16 protein-coding genes are annotated in these 13,134 nt (G+C 73.7%); all 16 read right to left on the minus strand.

The annotated features are described in order from the left end of the window. Positions 1 to 3: 3 nt before the first annotated feature. The gene (gene fliP, locus AC3YO9_RS10695) at positions 4 to 900 is read right to left on the minus strand and encodes a flagellar type III secretion system pore protein FliP (protein WP_489983115.1); all 897 of its coding nucleotides are present in this window, start codon (positions 898 to 900) and stop codon (positions 4 to 6) included. Further along, positions 897 to 1,373: a FliO/MopB family protein gene (locus tag AC3YO9_RS10700; protein ID WP_489983116.1), complete on the minus strand. Its 477-nt coding sequence runs from the start codon at positions 1,371 to 1,373 to the stop codon at positions 897 to 899. The genes fliP and AC3YO9_RS10700 overlap by 4 nt, the downstream gene beginning before the upstream one ends. Further along, complete coding sequence (gene fliN, locus AC3YO9_RS10705) at positions 1,370 to 2,167, minus strand: flagellar motor switch protein FliN (RefSeq protein WP_489983117.1); 798 nt, start codon at positions 2,165 to 2,167, stop codon at positions 1,370 to 1,372. Before fliN ends, AC3YO9_RS10700 begins: the two co-directional genes overlap by 4 nt. After that, positions 2,164 to 3,078: a flagellar motor switch protein FliM gene (locus AC3YO9_RS10710; protein WP_127783031.1), complete on the minus strand. Its 915-nt coding sequence runs from the start codon at positions 3,076 to 3,078 to the stop codon at positions 2,164 to 2,166. The genes fliN and AC3YO9_RS10710 overlap by 4 nt, the downstream gene beginning before the upstream one ends. A gap of 159 nt (positions 3,079 to 3,237) precedes the next feature. Further along, positions 3,238 to 3,738, minus strand: coding sequence for a flagellar basal body-associated FliL family protein (locus AC3YO9_RS10715; RefSeq protein ID WP_127783030.1), 501 nt, complete (start codon positions 3,736 to 3,738; stop codon positions 3,238 to 3,240). A gap of 67 nt (positions 3,739 to 3,805) precedes the next feature. Next, positions 3,806 to 4,744: an OmpA/MotB family protein gene (locus AC3YO9_RS10720; protein ID WP_127783029.1), complete on the minus strand. Its 939-nt coding sequence runs from the start codon at positions 4,742 to 4,744 to the stop codon at positions 3,806 to 3,808. Then, the gene (locus AC3YO9_RS10725; RefSeq protein ID WP_127783028.1) at positions 4,744 to 5,538 is read right to left on the minus strand and encodes a motility protein A; all 795 of its coding nucleotides are present in this window, start codon (positions 5,536 to 5,538) and stop codon (positions 4,744 to 4,746) included. Before AC3YO9_RS10725 ends, AC3YO9_RS10720 begins: the two co-directional genes overlap by 1 nt. Continuing rightward, the gene (locus AC3YO9_RS10730; RefSeq protein WP_127783027.1) at positions 5,538 to 5,852 is read right to left on the minus strand and encodes a flagellar FlbD family protein; all 315 of its coding nucleotides are present in this window, start codon (positions 5,850 to 5,852) and stop codon (positions 5,538 to 5,540) included. The genes AC3YO9_RS10725 and AC3YO9_RS10730 overlap by 1 nt, the downstream gene beginning before the upstream one ends. A 135-nt stretch (positions 5,853 to 5,987) precedes the next feature. Then, on the minus strand, positions 5,988 to 6,776 hold the full coding sequence (locus AC3YO9_RS10735; protein WP_489983118.1) for a flagellar hook-basal body complex protein: 789 nt from the start codon (positions 6,774 to 6,776) through the stop codon (positions 5,988 to 5,990). 44 nt (positions 6,777 to 6,820) lie between these two features. Further along, positions 6,821 to 7,285, minus strand: a complete 465-nt coding sequence (locus tag AC3YO9_RS10740; RefSeq protein ID WP_206518153.1) for a flagellar hook assembly protein FlgD — start codon at positions 7,283 to 7,285, stop codon at positions 6,821 to 6,823. A 40-nt stretch (positions 7,286 to 7,325) separates the two neighbouring features. After that, positions 7,326 to 8,525, minus strand: a complete 1,200-nt coding sequence (locus tag AC3YO9_RS10745; protein WP_489983119.1) for a flagellar hook-length control protein FliK — start codon at positions 8,523 to 8,525, stop codon at positions 7,326 to 7,328. Continuing rightward, positions 8,525 to 9,604 (minus strand): NlpC/P60 family protein, encoded by a 1,080-nt coding sequence (locus AC3YO9_RS10750; protein WP_489983120.1) that lies wholly within the window; start codon positions 9,602 to 9,604, stop codon positions 8,525 to 8,527. Before AC3YO9_RS10750 ends, AC3YO9_RS10745 begins: the two co-directional genes overlap by 1 nt. Next, positions 9,601 to 10,035: a flagellar FliJ family protein gene (locus AC3YO9_RS10755; RefSeq protein WP_489983121.1), complete on the minus strand. Its 435-nt coding sequence runs from the start codon at positions 10,033 to 10,035 to the stop codon at positions 9,601 to 9,603. Before AC3YO9_RS10755 ends, AC3YO9_RS10750 begins: the two co-directional genes overlap by 4 nt. After that, positions 10,032 to 11,393 carry a FliI/YscN family ATPase gene (locus AC3YO9_RS10760; RefSeq protein ID WP_489983122.1) on the minus strand — a complete coding sequence of 454 codons (1,362 nt, stop codon included), beginning with the start codon at positions 11,391 to 11,393 and terminating at the stop codon, positions 10,032 to 10,034. Before AC3YO9_RS10760 ends, AC3YO9_RS10755 begins: the two co-directional genes overlap by 4 nt. Continuing rightward, complete coding sequence (locus tag AC3YO9_RS10765) at positions 11,390 to 12,031, minus strand: FliH/SctL family protein (protein WP_489983123.1); 642 nt, start codon at positions 12,029 to 12,031, stop codon at positions 11,390 to 11,392. The genes AC3YO9_RS10760 and AC3YO9_RS10765 overlap by 4 nt, the downstream gene beginning before the upstream one ends. Beyond that, the gene (gene fliG, locus AC3YO9_RS10770; protein WP_489983124.1) at positions 12,024 to 13,133 is read right to left on the minus strand and encodes a flagellar motor switch protein FliG; all 1,110 of its coding nucleotides are present in this window, start codon (positions 13,131 to 13,133) and stop codon (positions 12,024 to 12,026) included. The genes AC3YO9_RS10765 and fliG overlap by 8 nt, the downstream gene beginning before the upstream one ends. Position 13,134: the final 1 nt, after the last annotated feature.

Here is a 13,134-nt window from a genome sequence, read left to right on the forward strand (position 1 = left end):
GGATCAGCCGGTGTTGTAGCTGGTGACCAGGGAGTTGATGATCAGCCCCCAGCCGTCGGCGAGCACGAACAGCAGGATCTTGAACGGCAGGGACACCGTGACCGGCGGGAGCATCATCATTCCCAGCGACATGAGCGAGGACGACACGACCATGTCGATGATGAGGAACGGGATGAAGATGACGAAGCCGATGATCATCGCCGCCCGCAGCTCGGAGAGCACGAACGCCGGGATGAGCGTGGTCAGCTCCACGGCCTCCGGGCTGGGCGGGTTGGGCAGCTTGGCCGCCCGCAGCATCATCGCGATCTCCTCGGTGCGGGTGTGGGCGAGCATGAACTCCCGCAGCGGCTTGATGCCGTCGTCGAACGCGTCGGACTGCGTCTTGGTGCCGTCGAGGTAGGGCTGCAGCCCCTCGGAGTTCACCAGCTTCAGCACCGGCGTCATGATGAACAGGCTGAGGAACAACGAGAGCCCGGCGAGCACCTGGTTGGGCGGAACAGTGTTGAGCCCCAACGCATTTCGGGTGAGGCCGAGGACGACGAAGATCTTGGTGAAGCTGGTCATCAGCAGCAGGATCGACGGCGCGACCGACAGCACCGTGAGCAGCAGCAGGATGCTCACCGAGGTGCTGGGGGAGGGGTTGACGTCCACGGTCACCGAACCGGTGGGCGCATCGGGCGCCGTGGGCGGAGCCGGCGGGGTGGGCTCGGTCTGCTGGGGCAGCGGCTGGGCCACCGCGGCGGCCACCACCAGCGTCGCTCCTGGCGGGCTCGCTCCTGGCTGGGCCGAGGCGGCAGCGGCGTGCGGGGCGGCGGGGGCGGCCAGCAGCAGGAACAGCCCGGCGAGCAGGGCCAGCACCGTGGTGCGCACCACCGGCCGGCCGGCCGGGCGGGTGCTCACCGGCGCGCCGTGAGGTCGCGGACGGCGTCCACCGCCTGGTGCCAGGTGCGGGGGGAGAGCACGGAGCCGTCCAGGCGACCCGGCGCGGTGGCGCTCTTCGTCAGCGTCACCGGCGCCGGCGCGGGCTCGGCGAGCGGGTCGGCGGTGGAGCCGGGGTCAGTGCTGGAGGTGCGGCGCAGCCGCCGCTCGCGCGGTGCTGGCGGCGTGGACAGCACCGTCTGCACCTGGTCCAGGTCGACCTCGGTGAGCAGGCGGATGCCCTGCTCGGTCACGCCGAGCACCAGGGCCTGGTCGAGCACCTTCACCACGGCCACCGAGGAGGTGCGGCTGAGCTGCTGGCGGGCCAGCACGGTCAGCACCTGGCCCGCACCGGCGCCGAGCGGCTTGCGGGCCCACTTGGCCAGGCCCCACATCACGAAGATCACGACGACCAGGGCGAGGATCATCCGGCCGACGAGCTCGACGGTGCTCACGCGGGTGCGGAGACCATCTCGTCACCGACCACGATCTCGGTGATCCGCAGACCGAAGTTCTCGTCCACCACCACCACCTCGCCGCGGGCGATGAGGTGCCCGTTGACCAGCAGGTCGGCCGGGGCGCCCGCCGCCCGGTCCAGCTCCACCACGGCGCCGTCGGTGAGGGTGAGCAGCTCGTTCACCGTCATGCGGGTGGCACCGATCTGGGCGGTGACCTCCATGTGCACGTCGCGCAGCAGGTCCAGGCCCCGCCGGATCTGCTGGGCGCCCATGCCACCGGGGGCCACGGCGGTGGCACGGGCCTCCTCCAGCGTCGGGTAGAGCGGCGCGGTGGGGGCCACCGCGGGCGCCGCCGACGCGGCGACCGCCAGGCCGACCACGGCGCGCACCACGCCCTGGTGCAGCAGCGGCACCACCGCGGCACCGGGCTTGCTGAGCAGGGCGTCCAGCGCGGGGCGCACGTCGAGCACCTGGCCGGGCCCGGTCTGCACGGTGCCCACGGTGCCGGCGGCGGCAGCCAGGGCGGGAGCCAGCGCCGAGCCCAGGTCGAGCGAGCCCAGCGCGGAGCCCTGCAGCGCCTCGCTCACCGCACGCTCCACGGCCACCACCACCTCGCCGCCGGTGCCGCCGGTGCCGCCGGTGAAGCGGGCGGTGACCGCCACCCCGTCGAAGTCCAGCGCAGCGGTGTGGGTGACCGGCTCGCCCAGGGTGAGGGGTTCGGCGATGGGCAGCGCGGCGATGGCGGCGAGCGCGGCCTGGCGGACGGCGTCGGCCGGGGACGGGGTGGTCATGGTGTCTGCTCCAGGGGGGTGCCGATGACGAGGCCGGCGAGGCGGGTGCCCTGCCGTCCGGCGAGGGCGTGGGCGAAGGTGACGCCGCCGGCGTCGACCGTCAGCGGGGTGCTCACCGGGTGGTTGAGGCTGATGACCGAGCCGGGCACCAGGGCGATGACCTCCTGCGGGGTCAGCTGCAGGGGGCGGAAGGCCACCGAGACGTCCACCGGCACGTTGCCCATGGCTGAGCGCACCTGCCGCGCGGCCCGCTCCCGCGAGCTGCGCTCGGCGGCCGACTGGGGTGCGCCCTCCGCACCGACCTGCAGCCGCGGCTGCAGCGAGGCGAAGGGCACGCAGAGGGTGGCGACGCAGACCTGGTTGCCCACCCGCATCTCGAAGGAGGCCACCACCACGGTGTCGGCGGCAGGCACCGGCTGGATGAACTGCGGGTGGTACTCGAGGGTGCGCAGCGTCGGCGTCATGCCCACCGTGGGCTCGGTGGCGTAGGCGAGCACGGCGAGGATCTGGTCCAGCAGCGTGCGCAGCACCGTCACCTCGATGTCGGTGAGCTGGCGGGTGGGCTGCTCACCGCCCGCGCCGCCGAGCATGTAGTCCAGGCACCCCAGCGCCGTGGGCACCGACATCTCGAAGATCGCCGTGCCCTGCAGCGGGGCGATGTCCAGCACCGCCATCAGGGTGGTCGGCTCCAGCCCGGCCGCGTACTCCTCGTAGGTCTGGTGCTCGATGGCCACCAGGTTGACCGTGCTCAGCTGGCGCAGGCCGCTGGTGAGCAGCGTGCCCAGCCGGCGACCGAAGGTCTCGTAGCTCAGCTGCAGGCCACGCATGTACTCCCGGGGCAGCTTGGCCGGCCTGCGGAAGTCGTACGGGACCGCGCCGGCGGGGGCCGTGCGGCGCAGCAGCCGCGCCACGGGCGCGGCTGTACCGGTCGAAGTGGGTGCCACATGGTTACTCTTCGACCGCGCTCGGCCGAACCTGAGGCGGCCTCCGACGGCGGGTGTCGAGCGAGGTCCGCTCGGGGCCAAGGGTTTTCACGGATGGGGTTTGCACGGATGCGCCCGGTGCGGGCATCACTGCATGACGAACTCCGTGTAGTACAGGTCCATGATCTGGTCGGGGTAGGCCTGCTGGAGCTTGCCCAGCAGCGCCGTCTTGGCCTCGGTGCGCGCGGCCTCGGTGCTCAGGCTGGCCATCGGCCGGTTGCTGAGCTCGCTGATCACCAGCTGCGCGGCCTTGCTGGTGTCCAGCGCCTCGTCCGCGCCCAGCACGGTCTGCAGGGCGATCTTCACCCGCAGGAAGTGCCCGTCGGCCAGGTTCAGGGTGGTGGTCTCCATGGCCACCACCGGCCCGGGCTCCGGGGGCCCTTCCTCGCCGGAGGGGGCGAGGAAGAAGTAGCCGGCGGCGGCGAGCAGGAGCACCACCACCGCGATCACGATGATCTTCTTGCGGCCGGCGCCGGCCTTGGCCGGAGCGTCGGTGGCGTCACCGGAGCGGCGCTTGGCCCCGGCGGCGGCAGCCCCGGACGGGGCGCTGCTCGCCGCTCGGGTGGTGGGGGCGGTGTCGACGGGCATGGGGCTCACTCCTGGTTCCGGCGTCGGGTGGCGGGGCGGGCGAGGGGCGGGGACGGCGGTGGGCGCCTCATCCGCCGGGTCCCGACGGGCTGGCGAGGGCACCGCGCTCGGCCAGCGGCAGCTGGGAGACCACCACGATGTCCACCCGGCGGTTGCGGGTGACCGAGGCCGGGTCGCTGGCCGGCACCAGGGGGCGCTGGTCGGAGAACCCGGCGGCGCTGAGCCGGCCGGAGCTGATGCGGCCGACGCTGGTCAGGTAGCGGACCACCGCGGAGGCGCGGGCCGAGGAGAGCTCCCAGCCGCTGGGGTAGGGGTCGGTGCCCACGTTCTGCTGGTTGGTGTGCCCGTCCACCTGGATCAGGTTGGTGGCCCGCTGCAGCGGCGGGATGACGGCGTCCAGGATGCGCGGCCCGTCCACCCCCAGCACGGCGCTGTTGCCGGGGAACACCAAGGAGTCGGTGACGATGGTGACGGCCAGCCCGCGCTCGTTGATCGTGTACTCGGCGCTGCCGGCCAGGCCCCGCTCGGCCAGCGACCGGTTGATCTCCTCCTCGATGCGCAGGAACTCCTCCAGCTCGCGGCGGGCGGCGTCGCTGGTGCCGGCCGGCGCCGGTTGCGCGCGCTGGGCGGTGGCTTGGGCAGCAGCGCGGGCCGCGTCCTGGGCCGCCTGGTCGATGGGGGCCAGCGTGGGTGCGGCAGGGGCGATGTTCTGCGGTGCGGGCGGCAGCGGAGGACTCAGCTGTCCCCCGCTGACCAGTCCGGAGCCGCTGTCGGTCAGCCCTGGGGTGGGCCCGGAGCTGAACGCGCCGGCCAGGCTGGTCTTGAGCTCCTCGTACTTGGAGGTGTTCACCGACCCCATGGCGTAGAGCACGATGAACAGCACCAGCAGCAGGGTGACCATGTCGGCGTAGGTCACCATCCAGCGTTCGCTGCCGTCCTCGGCGTGCTCCTCGTGCGAGCGCCCGCGGTGGCTGCGGGCGCTGTGTCCGCCACGTCCCGCGGCCATCAGGCGGCCTTGTCCTGGGTCTTCCCGCCGGCGTCCTTGGTGCCGTCAGCAGCCAGCGGCACCAGGCTGGCCAGCCGCTGCTCCACCAGTCGCGGCGAGGCCCCGGCCTGGATGGCGAGGATGCCCTCGATGACCACCTCCATGTGGTCGCACTCCACCTGGCTCAGCCGCTTGAGCCGGTTGCCGATGGGCAACCAGAACACGTTGGCGGACATGACGCCCCACAGGGTGGCGACGAAGGCGCCGGCGATGGCGGTGCCCAGCTTGTCGGGGGAGGCGAGCTGGCCCAGCACGTGCAGCAGGCCCAGCACGGTGCCGATGATGCCGATGGTGGGGGCGTAGCCGCCCATGTCGTTGAAGAGCTTGGCCGCAGCGGCGTCGGCCGCCCGCTTGGTGTCCACCTCGGCGGAGAGGATCACCGCAACGTCGTCGGCGTCGGTGCCGTCGATGGCCATCTGCAGCCCGCGACGCAGGAAGTCGTCCTCGATGCTGCGGGCCTCGTCCTCCAGCGCCAGCATGCCCTCGCGGCGGGCCCGGCCGGCCAGGTGGACCAGCGTCTCCACCGCCTCGGACGGGTCGGGGGCGGTGGCCGTCGCGGCGCGCTTGAGCTGGCTGGGCAGGGCCTTGACGTCCCGCTTGATGCCGCCGGCCATCGCCACCCCGAACGTGCCGACGAACACCAGGATCATCGGCGGCAGCAGGAACATGTCGGTGATGTGGCCGCCCTCGAGGATGACCGAGGCGACCACGGCCACCAGCGCGAGACCCATGCCGATGAGCAGGGAGGGGTCCATCAGGTGTCCTGGGGGCGGATCGGCACCACCTGGCTGCGCGCACCGGGGCTGCTGGCGATCCCCCGCACGGGCGGGACCGGCTGCTCGGCCGGTTGGCTGGCCTGCATGGCCAGCAGCTCGGCGTCGGCGAGGATGCGGGTGCGGTGCTCCTGGATGAGCAGGGTGAGCTCGTCGAGGGACTCCAGGATGACGTACTTGTTGCCGCCGACCAGCGTCACGACCGTGTCGGGCGTGGCCTCGGCACGTTCGATGAGGTCGGGGTTCAGGGCGAAGACGGCGCCACCCAACCGACGTAGCTGTATCAACGGATCCATCCAGGTGCTCGTCGGGACCCATCCGTGGATCCCTGTCGGGTGTTTGATCGGCCGGTCGGGGGACTTCCTGAGCCCCTGCGCCCGCGCTGGTGGACGGATCACCAGCGCGGGCGCCCAGGGTGCGGAGGCGGGGCGCTACTTGATGTTGATGAGGCTCTGCAGCACCTCGTCGGAGGTGGTGATGACGCGGGAGTTCGCCTGGAACCCACGCTGGGAGATGATCAGGTTGGTCAGCTCGCTGGCCAGGTCCACGTTGGACATCTCCAGGTACCCCGAGGTCATGCTGCCGCGCCCGCCCTCGCCGGGGTTGCCGATCTGCGGCGCGCCGGAGTTGATGCTGGTCTGGAACTGGGTCTCGCCCACCTTGACCAGGCCCGCCGGGTTGGCGAACGTGGCCAGCGCGATGGTGGCGATCGGCACGGTGGCGCCGGTGGCGTCCACCGCGTTGACCACACCGGCGGGGGAGATGCTCCAGGAGGTGTAGCCGCCGTTGATGTTGATCGGCCCGCCCGTGGCGCTCTGCAGCACCGCACCGTCCGGGCTGACCAGGTTGCCCTCGGCGTCGGGGGAGAACGACCCGGCGCGGCTGTAGGTCTCCTGGCCGCCCTTGGTGAGCACGAAGAAGCCGTCACCGTTGATGCGCAGGTCGCTGGTGCGGCCGGTGAACTGGTTGGACCCCTCGGTGAAGCTGGTCTGGGTGGCGGCGAGCTGCACGCCCAGGCCCACCTGCTTGGCGTTGGTGCCGCCGGTGGCGGCACCGGGTGCACCGGCCCCGGCGACGGTCTGGCTCAGGGTGTCCTCGAACACCGTGGACGAGCTCTTGAAGCCGGTGGTGTTGACGTTGGCGATGTTGTTCGACGTGACGTCGAGCATCTGCTGGTGGGCACGGAGCCCGGAGATGCCGGTGAACAGTGAGCGGATCATGGGGGCTCCTGAGGGTGGGGTTCGAGCTGGGTGGTGGTGCCGAGCTACGGCGTGGGGGCTGCGGTGTCGAGAACCTGCTGGACGCTGGCCAGCTCGACGTCGCTGCCGCCGATGCGCAGGGTGGGGGTAGGGGTGGAGATGGTGGCCGCGGAGACGTAGCCGGTGGCCACCGAGCCGTCGAGGGCGGTGTAGGACACGGTGCGGCCCACCAGCGTGCTGGCGGTCTGGGCCCGCTGGGCGGCCAGCATGTCGGTGTTGGCCTGCGTGCTCTTCTCCATGGCCTGTACCTGGGTGAGGGTGGCCGTCTGGTTCATGAACGCGGCGGTGTCCATCGGCTTGCTGGGGTCCTGGTACTTCAGCTGAGCCACCAGCAGCTGCATGAACGCCTGGTTGCTCAGCTGCGTCTTGTCCGTGGCGGTGGCAGCGGAGGTGGAGGTGGCGCCGGTGGTGGACGGCGGGGCCGTCATCGGCGTGGTGGCCGGCGGGGTGGCGGAGAGGGGAGCGGTCATCGGGTCTCCTGCTCGGGGGTGGTCGCTCGGGGTGTGAAGGTCACAGCAGTCGGTCCAGCGCGGTGGTGGAGCTGCGGAGCACTGGCGTGTCCGGCTCGGGGGCGGCTGCGGCGGCTGCCGGCCCGGGCCGCCGGTCAGCCGGGCGGGAGGCGTGCTGCTCCGCCCGCTCCTGGTGGTGGGCGGTGCCGGGGTCGGTGAGGTCGAGGCTCAGCGTCACCTGTGCCAGCCCGGCGGCCCGCAGCTCCTGGCGCAGCTCGGGCAGCGCGGCGCGCAGGGCGTCCAGCGTGGCGTCGCTACCGCTGGCCAGCGCGACGGTGAGGGCGCCGTCCACCATCCGGACGTGCACGTTCACCTGACCCAGCTCGGCGGGGTGCAGGGCGAGCTCCAGCTGGTGGCTGCCCTCCCCGCGGCTGTGAACCCCGAGCAGGGCGGTGGCCACCTGGTGGTGCACCGGCTCCGGGGGAACGGCAGGCGGCGCGCTCACCACGGGCGTGGTCGGCGGGGTCGGCACCGGTGCGGGCAGGAGAGCAGCCACCTGCGGCGCACCGGCGACGGGCAGGGCGGCGTCGGGTGCGGGGACCGTGCTGGCCTGGGCGGGCGACACCGGCACTGCCGGGTCGGTCGGCAGGAGGGAACCGGCCGGCGACAGGGCAGCGGTGAGCAGCGCAGACTCGGCCTCGGTCACGGGGGTGAACCCGGTCGGAAGCGCGACGCCAGTGGTCGGGGCAGCAATCGCGGGGCTGGCCGGGTGCTGCGGCGCCGCGGCGGGTGCGTGACCGTCCGGCTGGGCGGGGGCGACCGCGACTGCGGTGGCCGGCACAGGGGTGCCCGCCGCGGCGGTGGCCGGAGCCTGCGCGACGAACGGAACCAGCGCCGGCAGGGGCAGGAGCAGGGGCAGCACGGCGCTGGCGGTGAGCGCACCCGCCAGGCCAGCACCCCCCGCCAGGGCCGCATCCGGTATCAGCGCGGGGAGCGCCGCCCCACCGTCCACTGTGGTCGTGGCGTCCTGGTCACCCAGCTCGGCCAGGAGGCTGCCGAGCACCGAGAGAGCCTCGTGGCCCGTCGATGCCGGAACACCGCCGGACACCGCAACGGTGATGGTGCCGGGCGGAGGTCCGCCCAGCGGCACGGCGCCGAGCAGCGCGGCGAAGGCGTCGCCCGAGGTCGGGTCAGGGGTGGGCGCGGCGGGCGTCGCTGCCCCGGACCGGGTGGAGGGTGCGCCGGCGAGGGTGATGGCCATCAGACGGACCTGCCCATCAGCCCGGTGATCTTGGCGACGTAGTTCTGCGTCTCCCGGTAGGGCGGCACCCCGCCGTACTGCTTCACCGCGCCGGGGCCGGCGTTGTACGCGGCCAGCGACAGCGGGATGGAGCCCTGGTAGTCCCGCAGGTAGCCCGACAGCAGCCGGGCCGCGCCATCCACCGCTTGGGCGGGAACCAGCGGATCCACACCCAGGCCGCGGGCGGTGGCCGGCATGATCTGCATCAGCCCGGAGGCCCCCGCGGGGCTCAGCGCGGCGGCGTTGCCCCCCGACTCGGTCTGGGCCACCGCGGCCAGCAGTCCGCTGGGCAGGCCGTGCCGGGCCTCGGCCTGGCTGAACAGCGTGGCGTACCGGGCCACCCCGGACGTCGCTGCGGCGGTGGTGGTCACCGCTGCGGCGGCCACGCTCTGCACCGCCGGTGCGTCGGTGACGACTCGGCGGATGGCCACCGGGGTGGTGTAGACCGACTGGATCTTCACGTTCTCCCCGGGCTGGGGGGCGGCGATCATCTGGTTGTTGCCCACGTAGATGGCGATGTGGTCCACCGGCTGGCCGAAGGCGAGCAGGTCGCCCGGCTTGGCCTGGGCCAGGCTCGCCACCGCGGTGCCGGACTTGGCCTGGTCGGCCGCCACCCGCGGCAGGGTGACCCCCAGGTCGCCGTAGGCGCGCTGCACCAGCCCGGAGCAGTCCAGCCCGGTGGCGCTGGTGCCGCCCCACACGTAGGGCACGCCCAGGTACTTCTTGGCCGCAGCCACCACGGCGTCGCCGGTGACGCCACCGCCGCTGCGGCTGGTGTCCGACGCGGCGCTGGCCAGCTGCACGGAGAACGACTCCGCGGTCCTGGTGCCCTGGGCCGCGCTGGGAACCTGAGCAGCGAGGAACTGGGCCCGGGGCCCGCTGGCGGTCGCGGCTGCGGAGGTGCCCAGCGCGGCGGCGGTGCCCAGCGTGGTGGTGGCTGACCGCGCGCTCGCGGATCGGGTGCCGCTGAGCGAGCTCAGGGTGGACTCGAGCTGGGAGATGCGGGCCAGCACCGTGGACACGCCGCTGATGGCGGTCATCGGGCCGCCTCCTGGCGCGCGGTGTGCCGGCTGATGCCGATCTCGTCCAGCTCCTGCTGCGCCGCGGTGAGCGCGGCCCGGGTGCTGGCAGCCGCGTCCCGCTCGTGCATCTTCTCCACGGTGCGCCGGGCGCGGGCAGCGGCGGTCAGCTCGGTCTCGGCGCAGCCCACCCGGTCCTGGGCGGTGAGCAACCGGTGCCGGGCAGCCGACAGCGTCGCCGCCGCAGCCTGTCGGGCGGCGGCAGAGGCGTGGAACGCTCGCACCGACTCGCTGTCCGGCTGGGCCAGCGCGTCCACCCGGCCGGCCTCACGAGCCAGGCGCTGGGCGGCGAGGGTGGCGGTGCGCCGGGCGTCGGCGAGGTTCTGCACGGCCACGTCCTCCTCGGCCTGGCGGGCGCGGATCATGGTGCCCAGCCAGCGGCGCCCGCTCATGCCGCGTCTCCGGTCGCTGCGGCCCCGGTGCTGGCCAGCACGCCGGCCAGCTGCGACCACGCGGCGTCGTAGCCGGCGGGTTCGTCGATGCGCTGCTGCAGGAAGGACTCCAGCTGCGGCCACACCTGCAGGGCGCGGTCGGCGCGGGGGTTGGTGCCGCCCACGTAGGCGCCGATCTCCACCAGCTCCTTCACGTCGCGCTGGGCCGCCATCAGCTGGCGAGCGGTGCGGGCGAGGTCCTGCTGCTCCCGGCTGGTGACCGCCGTGGTCACCCGCGACACCGACTCGAGCACGTCGATGCTGGGGAAGTGCCCGGCGGTGGCCAGCCGGCGGTCGAGCACGATGTGTCCGTCCAGGATGGACCGGGCGGTGTCGGCGATCGGCTCGTTGTGGTCGTCGCCGTCCACCAGCACGGTGTACAGACCGGTGATCGTGCCGTGCTCGCCGCCGCCGGCGCGCTCCAGCAGCTGCGGCATCAGGGCGAACACCGACGGCGGGTAGCCGCGGGAGGCCGGGGGCTCGCCGACGGACAGGCCGATCTCTCGCTGGGCGGTGGCCAGCCGGGTGATGGAGTCCATCATCAGCAGCACGTCGGCGCCGGTGTCGCGGTACCACTCCGCGATGCGGGTGGCCACGAACGCCGCGCGCAGCCGCACCATCGGGGGCTGGTCGGAGGTGGCGACGACGACGATCGCGTTGCGCAGGCCCTCGGCGCCGAGGACGTCGTCGAGGAACTCCCGCACCTCCCGGCCGCGCTCGCCGATCAGCGCCACCACGGTGATCTCGGCGGTGGTGCCGCGGGTGATCATGGACAGCAGGCTGGACTTGCCCACCCCGGAGCCGGCGAAGATGCCCACCCGCTGGCCACGGCCGACGGTGATGAGGCTGTCGATGGCGCGCACCCCCACGGGCAGCGCCTGGTCCACCCGCCGGCGCGACATGGCCGCCGGCGGCGCCATCTCCACCGACACCCGCTCCATGCCGCCGGGCAGCGCGGAGCCGTCCAGCGGTCGCCCCAGACCGTCGAGCACCCGGCCGCGCAGCTCCTCGCCCACCGCCACCTGCAGGGGGCCACCGGTGTGCGAGACCTGGTCGCCGTTGCCGATGCCGGCCATCGGGCCCAGCGGCAGGCAGGTGCACTCCGCGCCGCTCACCGACACCACCTCGGCCAGCACGGCGGACTCGCCGGTGCCGATGCGCAGCAGGTCGCCGATGCGGCCGGGCAGCCCGGCCACGGTGACGGACAGCCCGACCACCCGGCAGACGTAGCCGTAGCGGCGGGAGCCGGCCAGGGCCAGCAGCTCGTCCAGGCCGCGGCGGGTGCGCTCGGGCAGCAGCGTGGGTACCGGGGTGCTCATCGGGCCAGGTGCTCCTGCAGCCGGGCCACCCCGGCGGACAGCCGGGCGTCGAGAGAGGTCGCGCCGCAGCGGGCGAGGGCGTCACCGGGCGCCACGGCGGCGTCGGCGGTGAGGGTGATCTCCCGGCCCGCCGCACCCGCCACCGCGGCGAGCACCTCGGCGCCGCCGGCTCCGCTGAGCTGGGCGTGGTCGCGGGGGTGCAGCCGCACGCTCACCGGCTCACCCTCCGGCGCCAGGGCCAGCACCCGGGCCAGCGCGGCCGGGCCGGACACGGCGGGCTGCGCCAGCGCACGGCCGAGCAGCGCCTGGGCCAGCTCGAGCGCCACGGCCAGCACGGTGTCCTCGATCTGCGTCAACGCGGGGGCGGCGACGGCCTCCAGCTGGTCGGCGGCCGCGGCGAGCGCGGCCACCGCCGAGGCGAGGGAGTCGCTGCGCTCGGCGGCGTGGCGGAGCTCCGCGGCCCGGGCGGCGGCCAGCGCGTCGGCGCTGGCCCGGCGGGCCTCGGCCAGTCCCTGGGCCCAGCCCCGGGCGTAGCCCACCGCCTCGGCGGCGCTGCGGGCGTCGGCGACGAGGCGCTCCGGGATGGCCGAGGGACCGGCCAGCGCGAACGCCGGCCGGGCGGCCAGGGTGTCAGGCAACGTACTCGTCCTCGCCGCCGCGCCGGACGACGATCTGGCCGGACTCCTCCAGCTGGCGGATCACCCGAACCACGTCGGCCTGGGCCTCCTCCACGCTGGCCACCCGCACCGGGCCGAGCAGCTCGATCTCCTCGGCCAGGGTCTCCGCGGCGCGCTCGGACATGTTGGTCATCACCTTGGTGTGCACCGGGATCGGCATGCCCTTGAGCGCCACGGCGAGGGTGCTGGCCTCCACCTGGCGCAGCACCAGCTGCACCGCCCGGTCCTCCAGGGTGAGCAGGTCCTCAAACATGAACATCCGGCTGCGGATCTCCTCGGCGAGCTCGGGGTCGCGTGCCTCCAGGCCCTCCATGATCAGCTTCTCGGTACCCGGGTCGGCCCGGTTGATGATGTCCACCAGCGGCTGCAGCCCGCCCACCGAGGACTGGTCGGCGGAGGGGGCACCCAGCTGGGTCACCATCCGTCGCTCCAGGCTCGCCTCGATCTGCCGGATCACGTCGGGAGAGGTGCGGTCCATGGTGGCGATGCGGTGGGCGACGTCGGCCTGCAGGTCGGCGCCGAGGCCGGCCAGCACGCGCGAGGCCAGCGGCGCGGGCAGGTGGGCCAGCACCAGGGCGGTGGTCTGCGGGTGCTCGTCGGTGATGAAGTTCAGCACCTGGCGGGCGTCGGTGTCGTGCAGGAACTTGAACGGCTGCTCGACCATGGTGGCCGACAGCCGGTCCATGATGGCCGACGCGCGCTGCTCGCCGACCGCAGCCACCAGCATCTCCCGGGCCTGGTCGGCCCCGCCCTGCACCACGGCGCGGCCCGACTCCATCATCAGGCCGAACTCGTCGAGCACCGCGCGGGAGATGTCCGGGGAGACGTCCCCGGCGCGGGTGAGCTCGGCGGAGAGCTCCTCCAGCTCGGTGTCGCGCAGCTGCGCCATCACCTTCGCCGAGGTCTCCCGGTCGAGCTGGAGCATGAGGATGGCGGCCTTGCGGCGGCCCGGCATGCCCAGCAGCGGGTCGGGGGCGGTGTCGGTGGCGCGCTTGCCCATCGGCACGCCCGGCGCGATCGGGGTGACCGTGGCCAGCTGCGGGTCGGCGAGGGCGGTAGTCATC

This window comes from Rhodococcus sp. Z6_132, assembly GCF_058133635.1.